The organism is Cryobacterium sp. TMB3-10 (assembly GCF_004402305.1).
Lineage (GTDB): Bacteria > Actinomycetota > Actinomycetes > Actinomycetales > Microbacteriaceae > Cryobacterium > Cryobacterium zongtaii.
This window is the reverse complement of sequence record NZ_SOGH01000015.1, coordinates 111473-127815: the sequence shown is the minus strand read 5'-3', so window position 1 is coordinate 127815 and position 16343 is coordinate 111473. Positions and strand designations below refer to the sequence as shown.

The 16343-nt window shown below is 65.0% G+C and carries 15 protein-coding genes; 8 read left to right on the top strand and 7 right to left on the bottom strand.

From position 1 onward, the window contains the following. Positions 1-9: 9 nt before the first annotated feature. The 4 genes from E3T22_RS06625 to E3T22_RS06610 all read right to left on the bottom strand — a co-directional run bounded on the left by E3T22_RS06625 (position 10) and on the right by E3T22_RS06610 (position 3352). Complete coding sequence (locus tag E3T22_RS06625; RefSeq protein WP_088455827.1) at positions 10-363, bottom strand: helix-turn-helix transcriptional regulator; 354 nt, start codon at positions 361-363, stop codon at positions 10-12. Positions 364-518: 155 nt separating this feature from the next. After that, a complete protein-coding gene (locus tag E3T22_RS06620) occupies positions 519-968 on the bottom strand; it encodes a hypothetical protein (RefSeq protein ID WP_134480576.1) in 450 nt (149 codons plus the stop codon). 57 nt (positions 969-1025) lie between these two features. Continuing rightward, positions 1026-1682: a response regulator gene (locus tag E3T22_RS06615; protein WP_134480575.1), complete on the bottom strand. Its 657-nt coding sequence runs from the start codon at positions 1680-1682 to the stop codon at positions 1026-1028. Beyond that, complete coding sequence (locus tag E3T22_RS06610; RefSeq protein WP_370291461.1) at positions 1682-3352, bottom strand: ATP-binding protein; 1671 nt, start codon at positions 3350-3352, stop codon at positions 1682-1684. Before E3T22_RS06610 ends, E3T22_RS06615 begins: the two co-directional genes overlap by 1 nt. Positions 3353-3568: 216 nt before the next feature. Here E3T22_RS06610 and E3T22_RS06605 point away from each other — a divergent pair, with 216 nt between their 5' ends. After that, a complete protein-coding gene (locus E3T22_RS06605; RefSeq protein WP_240632485.1) occupies positions 3569-5047 on the top strand; it encodes an SLC13 family permease in 1479 nt (492 codons plus the stop codon). Positions 5048-5143: 96 nt separating this feature from the next. On the opposite strand, the gene E3T22_RS06600 is transcribed toward E3T22_RS06605, so the two are convergent. Next, positions 5144-5932: a DeoR/GlpR family DNA-binding transcription regulator gene (locus E3T22_RS06600; protein WP_241983615.1), complete on the bottom strand. Its 789-nt coding sequence runs from the start codon at positions 5930-5932 to the stop codon at positions 5144-5146. A 248-nt stretch (positions 5933-6180) separates the two neighbouring features. Here E3T22_RS06600 and E3T22_RS06595 point away from each other — a divergent pair, with 248 nt between their 5' ends. The 6 genes from E3T22_RS06595 to E3T22_RS06570 all read left to right on the top strand — a co-directional run bounded on the left by E3T22_RS06595 (position 6181) and on the right by E3T22_RS06570 (position 13152). Continuing rightward, positions 6181-7047, top strand: a complete 867-nt coding sequence (locus tag E3T22_RS06595) for a class II fructose-bisphosphate aldolase (protein WP_103479030.1) — start codon at positions 6181-6183, stop codon at positions 7045-7047. Between the two features lie 94 nt (positions 7048-7141). Beyond that, positions 7142-8479 carry a D-tagatose-bisphosphate aldolase, class II, non-catalytic subunit gene (locus E3T22_RS06590; RefSeq protein WP_134480573.1) on the top strand — a complete coding sequence of 446 codons (1338 nt, stop codon included), beginning with the start codon at positions 7142-7144 and terminating at the stop codon, positions 8477-8479. Then, a complete protein-coding gene (locus tag E3T22_RS06585) occupies positions 8472-9650 on the top strand; it encodes an SIS domain-containing protein (RefSeq protein ID WP_166789273.1) in 1179 nt (392 codons plus the stop codon). The genes E3T22_RS06590 and E3T22_RS06585 overlap by 8 nt, the downstream gene beginning before the upstream one ends. A gap of 5 nt (positions 9651-9655) precedes the next feature. Beyond that, positions 9656-10621 carry an N-acetylglucosamine kinase gene (locus E3T22_RS06580; RefSeq protein WP_134480572.1) on the top strand — a complete coding sequence of 322 codons (966 nt, stop codon included), beginning with the start codon at positions 9656-9658 and terminating at the stop codon, positions 10619-10621. A gap of 66 nt (positions 10622-10687) precedes the next feature. After that, positions 10688-11629 (top strand): DMT family transporter, encoded by a 942-nt coding sequence (locus E3T22_RS06575; RefSeq protein ID WP_134480571.1) that lies wholly within the window; start codon positions 10688-10690, stop codon positions 11627-11629. A gap of 299 nt (positions 11630-11928) precedes the next feature. Then, entirely contained in the window at positions 11929-13152 is a 1224-nt protein-coding gene (locus E3T22_RS06570; protein ID WP_134480570.1) for a DNA polymerase domain-containing protein, read from the top strand. 42 nt (positions 13153-13194) lie between these two features. Here the strand turns inward: E3T22_RS06570 and E3T22_RS06565 are convergent, their stop codons facing one another. Beyond that, positions 13195-13857: a DUF1801 domain-containing protein gene (locus E3T22_RS06565; RefSeq protein ID WP_241980088.1), complete on the bottom strand. Its 663-nt coding sequence runs from the start codon at positions 13855-13857 to the stop codon at positions 13195-13197. An 85-nt stretch (positions 13858-13942) separates the two neighbouring features. On the opposite strand from E3T22_RS06565, the gene pdxY reads away from it, so the two are divergent. After that, the gene (pdxY, locus tag E3T22_RS06560; protein WP_088455823.1) at positions 13943-14794 is read left to right on the top strand and encodes a pyridoxal kinase PdxY; all 852 of its coding nucleotides are present in this window, start codon (positions 13943-13945) and stop codon (positions 14792-14794) included. Positions 14795-14809: 15 nt separating this feature from the next. Here pdxY and E3T22_RS06555 read toward each other — a convergent pair whose 3' ends face one another. Next, entirely contained in the window at positions 14810-16309 is a 1500-nt protein-coding gene (locus E3T22_RS06555) for a sodium:alanine symporter family protein (protein ID WP_103432370.1), read from the bottom strand. Positions 16310-16343: the final 34 nt, after the last annotated feature.

The window sequence follows — 16343 nt, the reverse complement described above, 5'->3', positions numbered from 1 at the left end:
TCCCTTCGTTTAGGTGTCGGGTGGAGCCGGGTCGTCTTCAGCGAGCAGGATGTCGAGGCGGTCGATGCGCGACCGCCAGAGGTCTTCGAAGCGGTCGAGCAGGCGCTGCGCCTCGCGGATGCGGTCGGGGTTTCCCCGCACCATCCGCTCACGACCACGCGGTTCTTTGGTCACGAGCCTGGCCTCCTCCAACACTGCAACGTGCTTCTGAACTGCCGCGAACGACATTTCATAGGAATCCGCCAACTGCGATACCGAGACATCGGCGACCAGCGTGCGCCGCACGATATCCCGCCGCGTCGCGTCCGCGAGGGCGCGGAAGAGGCGGTTTACGTCCTGATCGGAATACTCTAATACAACCATTTGATTGTATGATATGCGACGAAAACGAATCCCGCAACCACTCGGGCCTGCTGAGCCGGATCGGACGGTCCGCTTCGATTTCGGCCGCGAGGTCCAACACCCGTGCGAGAATTTTTTTCCTGTCGGATGTGTCAGGAATATCGACCAGTGCTTGCCTAGCCGCCGGTGAACATCTCCACGGCCGTCTCGGCATTCGCCTCTGAGCAGGCGTCCGACATGTCCTCGAGAGCACTGTCCCATTCCGCGGACCCGATTCCAGATGTTCCCATGGCACCTAGGTCGATCGCCGGCGCAACGTTCTTCAGCGCGTCGGCCGCTTCGCTGACCGCGCCATCTCCGCTGGTGGGCACGCCATCCAGTACCCGCGTGGCAAGCCGGTACCAACCTTCTTGTTCCTGGGCCGCAATCCGACCGTCGCGAAGTCCAGCATCGGCGTTCGAGGTAATCGTCAGAACGTCATTGAACCCAGTACACGTCATGGTGTCGGTAGTGGATGTCGCGGAGGGCTGCGCCGCGGAAGGGGCCGTTTCAGAGCCGGTGCAACCGGACATGGCCAGCGCACCCACCAGTGCTGATGCTGCGATGACAATTTGACGACGACGCATCGGGCCTCCCCAGGACTCACGGACAACGTCACCCTACCGGACCTGCGAACGCTACGGTCAGCGTCGGACGCTGTACTGGTGCTCGGGGCGCCCCGTCGACCCGTAGCGGAGGGTCACTTCGACTTCACCGCGGGTTGCCAGCGCCGCGAGGTGCCTCTGCGCCGTCGCGCGAGACAGACCGGCGCGACCGGCGATCACGCTGGAGGACGATTCGCCGTCCTGGAGCATTTCAATAATCAGCTTCTCGGTGGTGGAACGCGAGGTGGAGGCCACTCCCCCGTCCCGGCCATGCAGCACCCGCTGAGCCCGTTCGATGGCGTCCTGGTCAAGTTGGCGGTCTTCTGCCACCAGGTTGCGAAACCGGCGATAGGCATCCAGCCGCTCGTTCAGCCTGGCGGGCTCGAACGGTTTGATGAGGTAGTCCAACGCCCCCGCGCGGAACGCACGGCGGACGGTGGCGCCATCGGACGCCGCACTGATCATGACCGCGTCGACGTCGATCTCGGCGACGAAGGCGATGCCGTCGCCGTCGGGGAGGTAAACGTCGCAGAGGACGAGGTCGGGCCGAAAATCACGCATCGCCGCGCGGGCGGCGCGCACTCCCCGCACTGGTTCAAGAGCGGTATAGCCGGGGCGCGCCGCGACGATGTCGCGATGAAGGCCACCGACATGGAAGTCGTCGTCGACGACGAGCACGTGAATCGTATCGGGCATCAGTCTTCTCCTTGTCGGGGGCGGGTCGGTGCCCGCATGACCCCGGGCAGTCGGGCGCAGAACACGGCACCGCTTCCGTCGTGACCGCCGGCGTCGGCAAGCCATACCTCTCCGCCGAGACGCGCGGCGATGTCGCGGACCAACGGCAGACCGATGCCCCGCCCATGCACCGCGTCCGGGTCGAGGTCGGTTCGCGGAACGTCGCTGAACACGCGAGCCCCGTTCGCCACCCCCTGCCCGGAGTCGGACACCGTCATGACGAGAGTGTCGGCGTCGTCGAGCAACTCCACGTCTACCCAGCGCGGCTGCTGACCGTACACAGCCGCGCTCACGGCGTTGTCCACGAGGTTGGCGAGCACGGTGGCCACATCCTCGGGCAGAGAGACGACTCCCCGCACCAGCGAGTCCGCCCCCACGGTCAGGTGCACGCCACGTTCACCGGCTTGCGCGGTCTTCGCCTCCAGAAGCGACACCAGGAAAGGCTCGGTCAGGTGCTCACCGGTGGACGGACCGCCGGCGGTGTGGGACGCCTCCAACACGTCATCGAGGTAGTCCCGTGCGTCGGGTACGCGGCCCGCATCCATCAGACCGGCCGTCACGTGCAGCCGGTTCGCGAACTCGTGGCGCTGCACCCGAAGAGCATCCGTCATCGACGCCACGGTTTCGAGGCGATCCGTGAGGGTCACGACGTCGGTCCGGTCGCGGATCACCGCGATCAGGCCCAGGTCACGATTCGCGTGCGACACCGGGTGGGTGTCGATGTAGACCACATGGTTGGCGAGCACGACCGGTTCGGCCGCATCCGGTCCCCGGCCACCCGTCGCCGACAGCTTCCGCTCCCCGGCCAGGGCAGCGATCACCGGCCCGGGCAGGGCGAGGTCGTGGATCCGGCGTCCGACCAGGTCGGGGATGCCCAGCAATCGCGCGGCCGTTGTGTTGGCGACGGTCACGACGTCGTCCGGGCCCCACGCGAGCACCCCTTCCCCGACGCCGTCGAGCACCGCAGCCTGGTTCTGGACCAGCGCGGACAGCTCTTCGGGCTGAAGGCCGAGGGTGAGGTGCTCGAGGCGGCGGCGGAGGACGAACGACACGACAGCGCCCAGTGCCAGGGCAACGACGGCGGCCAGCGCGACGCCCCCGAGCAGGAGGGGAAGCTCTTTGAAGACACTGCTCGGGGCGAACCCGACGCTCACCTCACCGGTCGGTTCATCGGTGACGGGGTCGCGAACCGGCACTTTGGCGCGAGCAGACTCGCCGAGGGTGCCGGCTTCCCAGGACACCGTCTCGCGTCCGGCCAGAGCTTCGGCGAAGCTTGTGCTGACCTCCGCTCCGAGCAGCTGCGGATCGGGGTGTGCGAGCCGGATTCCGTGATCATCGGTGATCACGATGAACAGCGCGCCGGTATTGGCCTCCGCGGCTGCCGCCAGAACGGAGAGCGGTCCGCCGCGGAGGCTCGCGTTCGTCGGCGTTCCGGTGTCGGCAGACGCGCGGGCGACATCGGCGCGCACATCGGAGTCGGCGGCGACCGTGCGTGCGATCGACAGCGCGGAGGTCTCGGCTTCGGCCCGGAGCTGTTGCACGCCGATGGCGACGAAGACACCGGTGCAGATCGCGACGATGACGGTCACGCAGGCGAGCTGCCACAGCAGCATCTGCGTCGAGAACCGCACCTTCGCCTCCTTGCGGCGCATCGAGCACAATGCGCAGAACTAACGATATGCGCAATACGTGCAGCAAAGCGACTTACGGCGCGTGGCGCCGGCGGCCTACCTAAGCTTCACACTCATCGTCATACGCTTCGGCAATGACCGCCGAGTGGGATTCGCCCGACTCGGCCGCACAATTCAGACAAAGGAGTCGATGTGCTTGTCATCCTCGGATTCACCATGATCCTCACCTTCATGGTGCTCATCATGACCAGGCGGCTCACGCCGATGGTCGCCCTCATTCTCGTCCCCACGATTTTCGGTCTCTTTGCCGGCGCCGGTCTGGGTCTGGGCGACATGATCATCGAGTCGATCGGGGATCTCGCTCCGACGGCGGCGCTGCTCATGTTCGCGATCATGTTCTTCGGGATCATGATCGATGTCGGGCTGTTCGATCCACTCATTCGGTTCATCACCCGCTTCCTCGGCAATGACCCGGCCAAGGTCGTTCTGGGCACGGCGATCCTGGCCGGCGCAGTGTCGCTCGACGGCGACGGGTCGACGACCTTCATCATCACCACCTCGGCGATGCTGCCGATCTACCTGCGGATGGGCATGAGCCCGGTCGTGCTCACCTGTGTTGCCGGCCTGATGAACGGCACTCTCAACATCGTGCCGTGGGGTGGCCCCACCGTGCGGGCCGCCTCGGCTCTCGGCGTGTCACCGACCGACATCTTCGTGCCGATGCTGCCCTCCCTCGCGACGGGCCTCATCATCGCGCTGGCGTTCGCCTGGTTCCTGGGGCTGGCCGAGCGCAAGCGCATCGGCTCGCTCGAGTACTCCCCCGCAGCGCAGGCGGATGCCGCACCGACGGCGTCACCGACCTTCTTGCGCGGTATCTTCGGCGGCAACCGCATCGTGCGCGGCACAGACGTGCGGCCCGGAGCGGCCGCAACACTCGATACCACGGGCATCCTGACGGTGCGACCGGGCCAGCGGATGCCGGCGGGCCGGGCGACCCTGGCCAAGCAGCTGACGATGGAGGACGAGCGCGACACGGCGATGGCCGACACCATGCTGAGCGCGGACCGCCCGACGCTGCGGCCCAAGCTGATCTGGGTGAACTTCGCGTTGACCGTCGCCGTCATGGTGCTGCTCGTGCTGGATGTCATGCCGCTGGCCTACATCTTCATGGTCGGCACCGGCGTGGCCCTGATGATCAACTTTCCGAAGCTCCGCAGCCAGGCCGACGAGATCGTCGCGCACGCCCCCAGCATCGTCGGCGTCGTCTCGATGGTGCTCGCCGCCGGCGTTCTCGTCGGTGTGCTGAACGGCACCGGAATGGTGACGGCCATGGCCGACTGGGTCGTGCAGGTCGTGCCGGCCTCGATGGGTGAGTACCTGGCGGTCATCACCGGAGTGCTCTCCATTCCGATGACCTTCTTCATGTCCAACGACGCGTTCTACTTCGGCATCCTCCCCGTGCTCGCCGAGAGCGCGGCGACCTACGGCATCGACCCGGTGGAGATGGCCCGCGCCTCGATCATCGGTCAGCCTGTTCACCTGCAGAGCCCGCTGGTGCCGGCCATCCTGCTGCTCGTCTCGCTCGCCAACGTCAACCTCGGCGACCACCACAAGAAGGTGCTCTGGCGAGCGTGCGTGGTGTCGCTGGTGATGCTGCTCGTCGGCGTGCTCGTCGGCGCAGTTCCGTTCGGTTAGGGGCCCCTCCCTGCGGCGGGCGGGCGTCGTGACAGGTCCATCGCGTTGGAGCCGAACAGGTACGCGGCGCTGGCGGGCGAGGTGCAAGCCCCAGTGCTACTCGGCGGACTGGCCGTCGCGCCGCGACTCGGCCAATGCGAGATCGACGACGTGTACTGCGATTCCGGTCGCGGCGATCAGGGCAAGGGCTTCAGGGTCGGCACTTGTGTCAGTGACAAGATCGTTGATCTCGCTGAGATCGGCCATCTTCGCGAAGGTCACCACCCCCACCTTGGAACCGTCGGCAACAACTATCACGCGTTGAGCCTTGGCCACCATTGCGTGGTTTGTTCGCGCTTCGGTCTCGTCGTGTGTCGTTACCCCGCCGGCCGCACTGATGCCGTCGGTACCGAGTACAGCGGTCGCGACATTAATGGCATTGAAGGTGTATTCCGAGAGAGAGCCCACCGCCTCAAATGAACTCTGCCGAACGACCCCGCCCGTGATGATCACCTTGAGACGGGGGCGCGCGGCGCACTCCATGGCGATGGTGAGCGAATTGGTCACAATCGTCAGCTCGGTGCGGTTCCGCAGCGCGCGAGCGACCTCTGCAGTCGTTGTTCCACCACTAAGAGCGAGAGCATGCGGCCCGGTCGGAATCATCTCGACAGCCCGACGGGCAATGAGCTGCTTGGCCTCCCGGTACTGATTGTTTCGAAGCCTGACCGGGATTTCATTGCGAGCGTCCAGCGCCCGAGCTCCACCATGGGTGCGCACCAGCAACCCTTGCTCATCTAATTCGGCGAGATCACGGCGCAGTGTTGCAGCGGATGTTCCCACCTCCGCGACGAGGCCCGCAAGCGTCATGTCTTTCTGCTCGTGCAGAAGCGACAGCACAACCCGCATGCGTTCGGAACGTTTGCTGGAGACGGCCCGGGGAACGGACTGGTATGAGCTGTGTTGAGACATGGCCGCCTTCGATTCGCGTCAATATGCGCAGTCTTTATGTTCACTTTAGCAGTATTTTGAGCAAAAACTGCGCGATTCGCGCAACAAAGCGCACTATGAGTCATGACAACGGTGAAGTCAACGAGCACGGAGGGTGTCATCCCGACACAGTCCGATCCGCTCCGCGGTGACGCCTGGAGGATTCCATGACGCTCGCCACGACCCGCGATCTCGTCGACCATGCTGTAGCCGGTGACCGCGCCGTCCTCGCCTTCAACGTCATCACGCTCGAACATGCCGAGGCCATCGCTACCGGCATCCAACACGCCGGGAGCAGCGCGATACTGCAGGTGAGTGAGAACGCGATCTGGTTCCATGGCGGCAAGCTCTCCCCCATCATTGCGGCCTGCGCCAAGGTCGCCGCCGAGGCCTCTGTACCCATTTCGATTCATCTCGACCATTTCCAAGACCTTGCTCTGACCGAGCGCGCAATCGACATGGCTGCCGACCTTGGAGTGAGTTCGATCATGGTCGATGCCGCCCACCTCCCCTACCGCCAGAATGTGCAGCAGACCCGCGACCTGACCTGTCGTGCCCAGACTCGCGGCCTCTGGGTCGAAGCTGAACTCGGAGCAATCGGCGGAAAAGACGGGGCTCACTCGCCATTGGTTCGCACGAACCCGTCCGAGGCCCACGAGTTCGTTGCACAGACCGGCGTCGACGGGCTTGCCGTGGCTGTGGGCAGCTCACATGCGATGACCTCGCAGGATGCACGGATCGATCTGGCGCTCATAGCTGCTCTCGCCCTGAGCGTGCCGGCGCCCCTTGTCCTCCACGGATCTTCAGGGGTTGCAGATGAGACTCTCGTCGCCGCAATCGGCGCCGGGATACGAAAGATCAATGTGGGCACGGCATTGAACGTCGCCTTCACCCGCGAAGTGCGGCGCTTTCTAGACAAAAACCTCGAGGTCACCGATCCACGCAAGTACATCCGCGAGGGATCTGACTCGATGGCCCGCACCGTCACCCACCTCTGCAGGCTCGTCGACGCTGCATGCGTCCCCGCCCGCTGAGCGCCACCTCTCGATCTATCAACCAACACGCCAACCAAATCAGCCCACCGACACCCACTAAGCGGGCGCCGGCGGATGAATGCAAAGGAGCACCATGCAAAACCACCTGTGGAACACCGTGCAGAGGCACAAAGCCGGTGAGCCAGTCGGCATCTATTCGGTTTGCTCCGCACACCCGACTGTTCTCGAAGCCGCAATCCGCCAGGCCGACGTCGACGGCACCTATGTACTCATCGAAGCGACATCCAACCAGGTCGACCAATTCGGCGGGTACACCGGCATGCGCCCGTCCGACTTCCGTGAACTGGTCTACTCGATTGCCGACGAGACCGGCTTTGCCAGAGACCGCGTCGTGCTCGGTGGAGATCACTTGGGCCCCAACCGTTGGCAAAAGCTGTCCGCCGAGGAGGCCATGATCAACGCCGAGACGTTGGTCGCCACATACGTCGAGGCCGGCTACACGAAGATCCATCTCGATTGCAGCATGTCCTGTGCCGGCGACCCTGTTCCCCTCGGCGACGATCTCGTCGCCGACCGAACGGCGCGGCTGCTCCGCGTGGCCGAGGACGCAATCGCGCGGGCCGGGCTCGCCACCGATGTGCTGTACGTCATCGGCACCGAAGTTCCCGTTCCCGGAGGTGCACACGAGACCTTGGGCGAGTTGACCGCGACCCCACCGGAGGCGGCCAAAATGACCCTTGACCGCCACCGCGCCGCGTTCGCAGAAGTGGGGCTGACGGATATCTGGCCCCGCATCGTCGCACTCGTCGTGCAACCGGCGGTCGAGTTCGACCACCTTCAGGTCATCGACTACCGTCGAGACGGCACCGCCCGACTGCGTACCGTGTTGAACGACGAACCCGGCCTGATCTTCGAAGCTCACTCAACCGACTACCAGGACCAAGACCGGCTCGCTGAGCTCGTCGAAGACCACTGGGCAATTCTCAAGGTCGGCCCTGGACTGACCTTCGCCATGCGCGAGGCACTTTTCGCTCTCGCCAAGATCGAGGACGAACTCCTCCCGGCGACCGAACGCTCCAACCTCATCGACGTCATCGACCGCCAGATGCTCGCCCATCCGGAGTATTGGCAGAGTTACTACGAGGGAACCGCCTCTGACCAACAAATCGCCCGCCGCTTCAGCTACAGCGACAGGATGCGCTACTACTGGCCCGATGCGTCGATCGAAGCGGCAACGAACGCTCTGTACCGAAACCTGTCGAAGCAGGACATCCCGCTGCCGCTGATCAGTCAGTTTTTGCCGGACCAGTACGCACGGGTCCGGGCGGGCAGCCTCGCCTCGGAACCGCGCGCCCTCGTCGTCGACAAGATCCGGGACGCGCTGCGCCCATACGCGTACGCCTGCTTCCCCGAGGTCCGAGAACACACCACCCCCACATCCACCACATCCAGCGGAGCCCTCCTTGTCTAACCACACCACCGCCATCGGCCGAACGGGCCTTCCCGGGTCGTCGGCCACATTCCGCGAGATCGCCCAGCAACCGGATGTCTGGCGCGAAGCCTCCGAGAACGTCACCGCCCAGCGCGGAGACCTTGACGCCTTCCTGGCCCCGCTACTCGGCCGCTCCGATCTACGGATCGTGCTGACCGGCGCGGGATCATCCGCTTTCGTCGGCGACATCGCGGCCCCGGCCCTGGCCCGCCTGCTTAGCCGCCGAATTGAGGCGGTCGCCACGACGGATATCGTCTCCAATCCCAGGGAGTGTTTCGCCGAAGACGTTCCTACCCTCCTCGTCTCATTCGCTCGCTCGGGCAACAGCCCCGAGAGCAGCGCGGCCACGGTCCTGGCCGACCAAGTCCTCACGGATGTGAGTCACCTCGTCATCACCTGCGACGAAGCCGGCGACCTGTCTAGCCACCACAAGGGACGCGCTAAGTCAAAGGTCATGCTCACGCCGCGACGCTCGAACGACGAGGGCTTCGCGATGACCTCGAGTTTCACCTCAATGCTGCTGACAAGCCTTCTCATCCTGGGCGGTTCAAATGACTCCGCCGTCGCCGCGCTCGCTGCCGCCGCAACCCGCATCATCGAGCACCGGCAGGAAGAGATCACCGCCCTGGCGGCATCCGGCTTCGAACGTGTCGTGTACATCGGCAGCGGCCCGCTGACCGGTCTGGCCCGCGAATCAGCGCTCAAGCTGCTCGAGCTGACGGCAGGACAAGTCGTCACCTACTACGACTCCGCCCTCGGCTTCCGGCACGGCCCGAAGGCCGTCCTGGACGACAGTACGCTTGCCCTGGTCTATGTGTCATCCGACCCGTACACCCGTCAGTACGACTGGGATATCGTCGCCGAACTGCGCAGAACCCTGAGCCCCGAGCGTGTCATCACCATCTCCTCGGAGCCGCTCCCCACCGCCGGTGGCCGCACTTGGCTGCTCGGGGATTTAGCGGGCGTCGACGACGCATTCCTCGCCGTGGGCTACATCGTCATCGCCCAACTCCTCGGCCTCGCCTTCTCGCTCGAACTGGGCGCTACACCCGACAACCCCTTCCCGCGCGGAGACGTCAACCGAGTCGTCCAGGGTGTCCACATCCACCCGCTGCAGGCCTCGACCAGCACAGCCTCGAAAGAGAGCTGACCGCCATGTCGCTCTTCCTAGGTGTTGATGGGGGCGGGTCCAAGACCGCCTTCGTCGTCCTCAACAGCTCCGGACAGATCGTCGCGGAGACTCAGTCGCCGAGCTGTTATTACTTCAGCGACGGGATCGACCTCGTCGGCCGCGTCCTCACCGACGGCATCGGCGCGATCAGCGCCCAGGCCGACATTAAGACGACGGACATTGACTACGCCTTTTTCGGCCTGCCGGGATACGGGGAGGTCAGCACCGATATCGCGCGCTTGGATGCCCTACCCCACGAGATCCTCGGCCACGGCCGTTACTCCTGTGACAACGACATGGTGTGCGGCTGGGCCGGTTCTCTCGGTGCCGTCGACGGCATCAACGTCATCAGCGGCACCGGTTCAATGACCTATGGCGAACGCGACGGCCGGGGCCACCGCGTCGGAGGCTGGAGCGAACTGTTTGGCGACGAAGGCTCTGCCTATTGGGTCGCGATCCGCGGGCTCAACGCCTACTCCCGAATGAGCGACGGCCGACTCCCTCGCGGGCCGCTGTACGACGTGGTGAAGAAACGGGTCGACGTGACCGGCGATCTCGATCTGATCGACGTTGTCGTCAACCGGTGGAAAGGCCAGCGAGGAGCCATCGCGGACCTCTCCAAGACCGTTGTCGAAGCCGCCGGCCTAGGCGACCCCGTTGCCGTGCAGATCATCACGGATGCCTGCACGGAACTGGCCAGGATCGTCGACACAACACGCACCGAACTCGGATTCGCTGCTGAAGAAATCATCCCCGTGTCGTATTCGGGCGGCATGTTCACCGCCAGCGCCGTACGACAGGGCTTCGAACAGGCCCTCACCGTTCTGCACCCAAGCTACGAATTGCGCACTCCCCTGTTCGGCCCGGCCATCGGAGCCGCACTGTACGCCGCGAAGAAGGCCGGTACGCCCTTGTCCGACACCGCACTGGCCAACCTTCGATCGAACTAAGCACCCTTTACGTTTCCAACCGCTCCACCCGTTCCGCCCACATCAGATGTCAAAGAGGAGATCACAATGAAGAAAACGCAGAGTTGGATATTTTACGCAGCGCTCTTGGTGTTGTTCTGGGGAGTGTGGGGCGCGTTCTCCGCTCTACCCATCACCCTGTACGGATACCCCGATGAGATGGTCTACGTCATCTGGGCGGTCGTGATGATAATCCCCGCCGCATTCGCCCTCAGGGGCCAGAAATTCGACCGCCGCCCCAAAGCTGCCATGTATGGCCTGCTCATCGGACTAACCGGCGCCGGCGGGCAATTGTTGCTCTTCAACGCCCTCTCCTCGGGCCCTGCCTATCTGATCTTCCCGATCATCTCGATCTCTCCAGCCATCACCGTGCTCATGGCTATGGCCTTCCTGCGGGAACGCCTTCCCAAGGTCGCCGTCATCGGCCTCATCGCGGCACTCGCGGCGATTGTCCTCTTCAGCGTCTCGAGCGGTTCGGGCGGGGCGGACTCCGGGCCGTGGCTGATCATCGCGATCTTCGTCTCGATCGCGTGGGGCGTGCAGGCATTCTTCATGAGAAAAGCGGCGACGATCGGAGTGAACGACGCGACCACGTTCGCCTGGATGGCCATCAGCGGACTCGTTCTGACCCCTTTTGCAATCCTGTCCATGGGCGGACTCCCCATGGACGTTCCTTGGCAGGCTCCAGCACTTACCGCCGCAACTCAGCTCCTGAACGCGATTGGCGCCCTGTTCCTCGTGATGGCGCTCAGCCGCGGCAAGGCTTCCGTGGTGGCACCCACGACGAACGCCCTGGCTCCGGTCCTCACGATCGTCGTGTCACTCATCGTCTATCAGACACTGCCGTCGGTCTTCGGAACCATTGCGATTGTCCTCGCACTCCTCGGCTCGACGCTCATGGTCTACAGCGACGAGCGTCGCGGGGAGGCTCTCCTGAAGGCGAGTCCCGCGGTAAAAAAGACTCCTGAGCGAGCAAACGTGGCTGGCTAGCCACGCCACCTCGCTCACAATCGGCAAGGCCCGCCTGGGCTGGATCTCCGCCATCAGAGATCAGCACGGGCGGGCTTTCGGCGTCAGACGTCGATCTCGATCGTGTACGAAACGACCTCGGTGAAGCGCCCGTTGACGAAGTCGTGGAGGTAACAGGACACCCCCACCGCAACGTCACCGCCAGACCCTAGGTGTAACGAGCGAGACACATTGGAACTCGGTGACGTTCACGAGATCCACGGCGCTTCTTGAGCAGAGTTTCCTCCCCCGTCGCCTGCCCCGCGCGTAGCATCCCCAGCATGAACGCGGCCAAGGACGACTCGACCACCCTCGTCATCGATGGACGCGAGGTGCGGGTGAGTCATCCCGGCAAGCTCGTCTTCCCCGAGCCCGGGCTCACCAAGCTCGACCTCGTTAGCTACTACCTCGCGGTGGCCGGCGGCGCGCTGCGCGGTGCGGGCGACCGGCCCATGGTGCTGAAACGTTTCGTGAAGGGCATCGACCGGGAGGCGTTCTTCCAGAAGAGGGCGCCCGAGTCGCGTCCATCGTGGATCGAGACGACCACTCTGCACTACGCATCCGGCACCTCGGCGGAAGAGATCGTGGTGACGGATGCCGCCGCGCTGGCCTGGGTCATCAACCTCGGCTGCATCGACCTCAACCCGCACCCCGTTCGCGCGTGGGACCTTGACCATCCCGACGAGCTGCGCGTGGACCTCGACCCCATGCCCGGTGTCGACTGGGCGCAGATCGTCGACGTCGCGTTCGCCGTGCGCGACGTACTCACCGACCACAGCCTCGTCGGCTGGCCGAAGACCAGCGGCTCACGCGGCCTGCACATCAACGTGCGGATCGAACCCCGATGGGACTACCGCTCGGTGCGGCTCGCCGCGGAGGCCCTCGCTCGGGAGGTCGAGAACCGGGCACCGGGGCTGGCGAGCGCACACTGGTGGAAGGAGGAGCGCGGCGAGAGCGTGTTCGTCGACTTCAACCAGAACGCCAAGGACCGCACTGTCGCGTCCGCGTATTCGGTGCGCGCCCGTCCGGATGCCCGAGTTTCGACACCGCTCGGATGGGACGAGGTGCGCACCCGCCGCCCCGAGGAGTTCACGGTGCCGACCGTGCTGCAGCGGTTCGCCGATCAGGGCGATGTCGCCGCCGGCATCGACAACGCCGCAGGCAGCCTCGATGCGCTGCTGGCTCTCGCCGAGCGGCTTGGGCCCGCCGAGAAGGCGCCGACAGCACCCGACGGATCCGGCCGCCGCCGCTCGAGTATGCCGCTCATTGAGATCGCTCGGGCGAAGACCAGGGAGGAAGCCATCGCTGGCCTTGACGCCTGGCGATCACGGCATCTGGAGGTCGTCGCGTTGCTCGAGCCCGCGGACGTGCTGGTCGACGGCATGCGCGGTGCGAGCTCACTCTGGTACCGGGTACGCATCAACCTCCAGCATGTACCAGAGGCACTCCGTCCCGACCAGGGATCCCTCGAAGTCGACTACGACCCGTGGGCCGGCCGCGGCTGAAAATGGCTGACCCTGGCCGGAACAGCGGGCAGATGCGACTTCTCAATCCAGGCTCTTTCGCTCCGAAACCGGGGGTGTCTTCACTCGATGCTCGCTGTGATCCTCAAGGTCTGGCTCGGCCCGCAGAGCGTCGGCGATCTCCTCCTCCGGACGCGGCGCGATGGTCTGGTCGGCCTCGAGCTCCGGGACGGACGGCTCGTCGGGGCTGGGAATGTGAGTCTTCTTGCCTCCCAGACCCGGCACCGACGTGACTTGTGTCATCCAGGCCGCGATCTGGTGTTCGTCGAGGTCGTCCACGGTCTCGAGTTCCACACCCCGCGTTGACTTGCCCATCCCTACCGGCGTCACCGGCGGTACCGGCTCGAGCGCCGCGCCATTGATGAACATGAGCTTCACATGGCCGGCGAAGCCACCGGAGCTGAAGCACCAGCCGTCGCCGACGCCGTAGTACGCCATGCCCCACTTCACGGAGCGCTGGAGGTTGGGCAGCGTCGTGGCCGCCAGCGCGTCGACTGCTTCGGCTATGCCGCGCTGTGGCTGCGGCAAGCTGGCGATGTAAGCGAACACAGGTTTGTCGCCGACTACCGCTTTGGCGGGGCTGGCCCGGCCTGTCATGGCATCCGGGAGTGTCCAGGCGGACTCGTCGTGTGCCGACGTGCCCGTCGCTGGTTGATCGTCGCTCGTGCCAGAGCCCTCACTGTCCATGGCGCGATGATAGTCCTCCCATCAACGGCCATACCGACGAGCTCCCCGGCGGCCCGGACTGTTCGAAGGGAGGAAGATTGACGTTGTGAAGATTCTCTCGATTCAGTCGGCCGTCGCGCACGGCCACGTTGGCAACTCAGCGGCCGTGTTCCCACTTCAGCGCATCGGGGTCGAAGTACTCCCGGTCAACACAGTGAACTTCTCCAACCACACGGGGTATGGCGCGTGGCGCGGATCCCTCATCACACCCGAGGATGTGCATGATGTGATCCTCGGCATCGAGGAACGTGGCGTGCTCCCCCAGATCGACGTGGTGCTCTCGGGATACCAAGGCGGCACCGGGATCGGCGACGTCATCGTGGATGCGGTGCAGCGGGTGAAAGCGGCGAACCCCTCGGCCATCTACGCGTGTGACCCCGTGATGGGCAACGCGAAGTCCGGGTGCTTCGTGGCGCCCGAGATCCCCCACCTCCTGCGGGATCGTGTGGTCCCCGTGGCCGACATCATCACTCCGAACCAGTTCGAGTTGGGATTCCTCACCGGCACCGAGCCATCGACGATGGACTCGACCCTCGACTCCGTCGACCTCGCCCGGGCCATGGGACCGAGCACCGTGCTCGTGACGAGTGTGGAGCGGCCCGACCGCGAGGCCGGCACCATCGAGATGCTCGCAGTGGATGCTGCGGGCGCGTGGGTCGTGCAGACTCCCCATTTGCCTTTCAAAGCGAACGGATCGGGTGACGTCACCGCGGCACTCTTCTCGGCGCACTACCGCGCGACAGGTGATGCGGCTGTGGCGCTGGAACGGACCGCGTCCAGCGTGTTCGATCTCATCGAGCTGACGTATCAGTCGGGCGAGCGAGAATTGCAGCTCGTGCAGGCGCAAAGCTTCTACGCTCATCCGCGCATGCAGTTCTCCGCCCAGCGCGTGCGCTGACGAGGCGCACAGGCTCTATCGCGGCGTGCGGATGCCGTCGCGGCGCTTGGTGGTCTGGCCGCCGGTCGGGTACACGCGGATCGGACCGGTGACGCTGAACTCGTCCTCCCAGCATTCGATGCCGGCCACGTCGGGAAAGAGCGCGCGGGTGAACACCGGGTCGCGGCCTTCTCGTCGTTGGCGGGTGTAGTCCTTGAGCAACCGGAACGCGATGCCGGAGAGCAGGCCGATGGCGATGAGATTCGTGAGTGCCATGAGTCCCATGACGCCGTCCGCGAAGTTCCAGATCAGGTCGGCGCCCGATACCGATCCCACGAGCACCGCGCCCACGACGAGCACCCGGTACGCGGTGAGCACCCCGCGCCGCTTGGTGATGAATTGGATGTTCGACTGGCCGTAGTAGTAATTGCCGAGGATCGAGGAGAACGCCAGCATGAAGATGATCACACTCAGCGCGATGTTCGACCACGCGCCCAGAGTGCCCACCAGCGCGCCCTGAGTGAGACCGATCCCTCGTTCTGCTCCCGCCAGGTCGGGTACCGACACGAGGATGATGAACGCCGTGATGGAGCACACCAGGAAGGTATCGAAGTAGACCCCGAGGGTCTGCACGAGTCCCTGCTTCACAGGATGGGTGACCGCGGCACTCGCCGCCGCGTTCGGCGCAGACCCCAGGCCCGCCTCGTTGGAAAACATGCCGCGCTTGACACCGGTGAGGATGATGTACCCGAACGCGGCACCGACGACCTCGTTGAACCCCCACGCCGACGTGAAGATCTCGGCGAAGACCGGGCCGACTCGGTCGAGATGCAGAGCCACCACCACGAGCCCGAGCAGCAGATACGCGAGCGCCATGATGGGCACGAGCACCTGGGTGACGTGGGCGATCCGCCTGACTCCACCGAAGACGACGAGGCCGGTCAGTACCGCGATCCCCACGCCGATCGCCCACGGCAGCCAGGGCACATCCCCGCCGATGCTCGCGGTCACCGTCGCCGAGATCGTGTTGGCCTGCAACGAGCTGAACGCGAATGGGAAACAGACGATGAGGATGACCGCGAACCACACGCCCAGCCAGCGGGCCTTGAGTCCACGTTCCATGTAATAGGCGGGCCCACCGCGAAAGCCCTCGGCGTCCCGCACCTTGAAGAGTTGTGCCAGCGAGGACTCGATGAAGCTCGACGCTCCCCCAACGAACGCCATCATCCACATCCAGAACACCGCCCCGGGTCCTCCGACCGCGATCGCCGTGCCGACACCGGCGATATTGCCGACCCCCACTCGCGACGCCGCCGAGATTGTGAAGGCCTGGAATGCCGAGATCGACTGCGGCTCACCCGCCGCCGTCTGGGGCGTCTTATCGGTCAGCGTCCGGAACATGTCCGGAATGAGCCGGAACTGCACCACCCCTGAGCGGACGGTGAAGTAGATCCCCAGGCCCACCACGACCGGCAACACGATCCAGGTCCACAGGTTGTCGCCCCAGGTCAGCAGCCACTCGTTCACAGAATCCATCTGGCAAGTATGGCGAACATGCCCCCCAAACGGG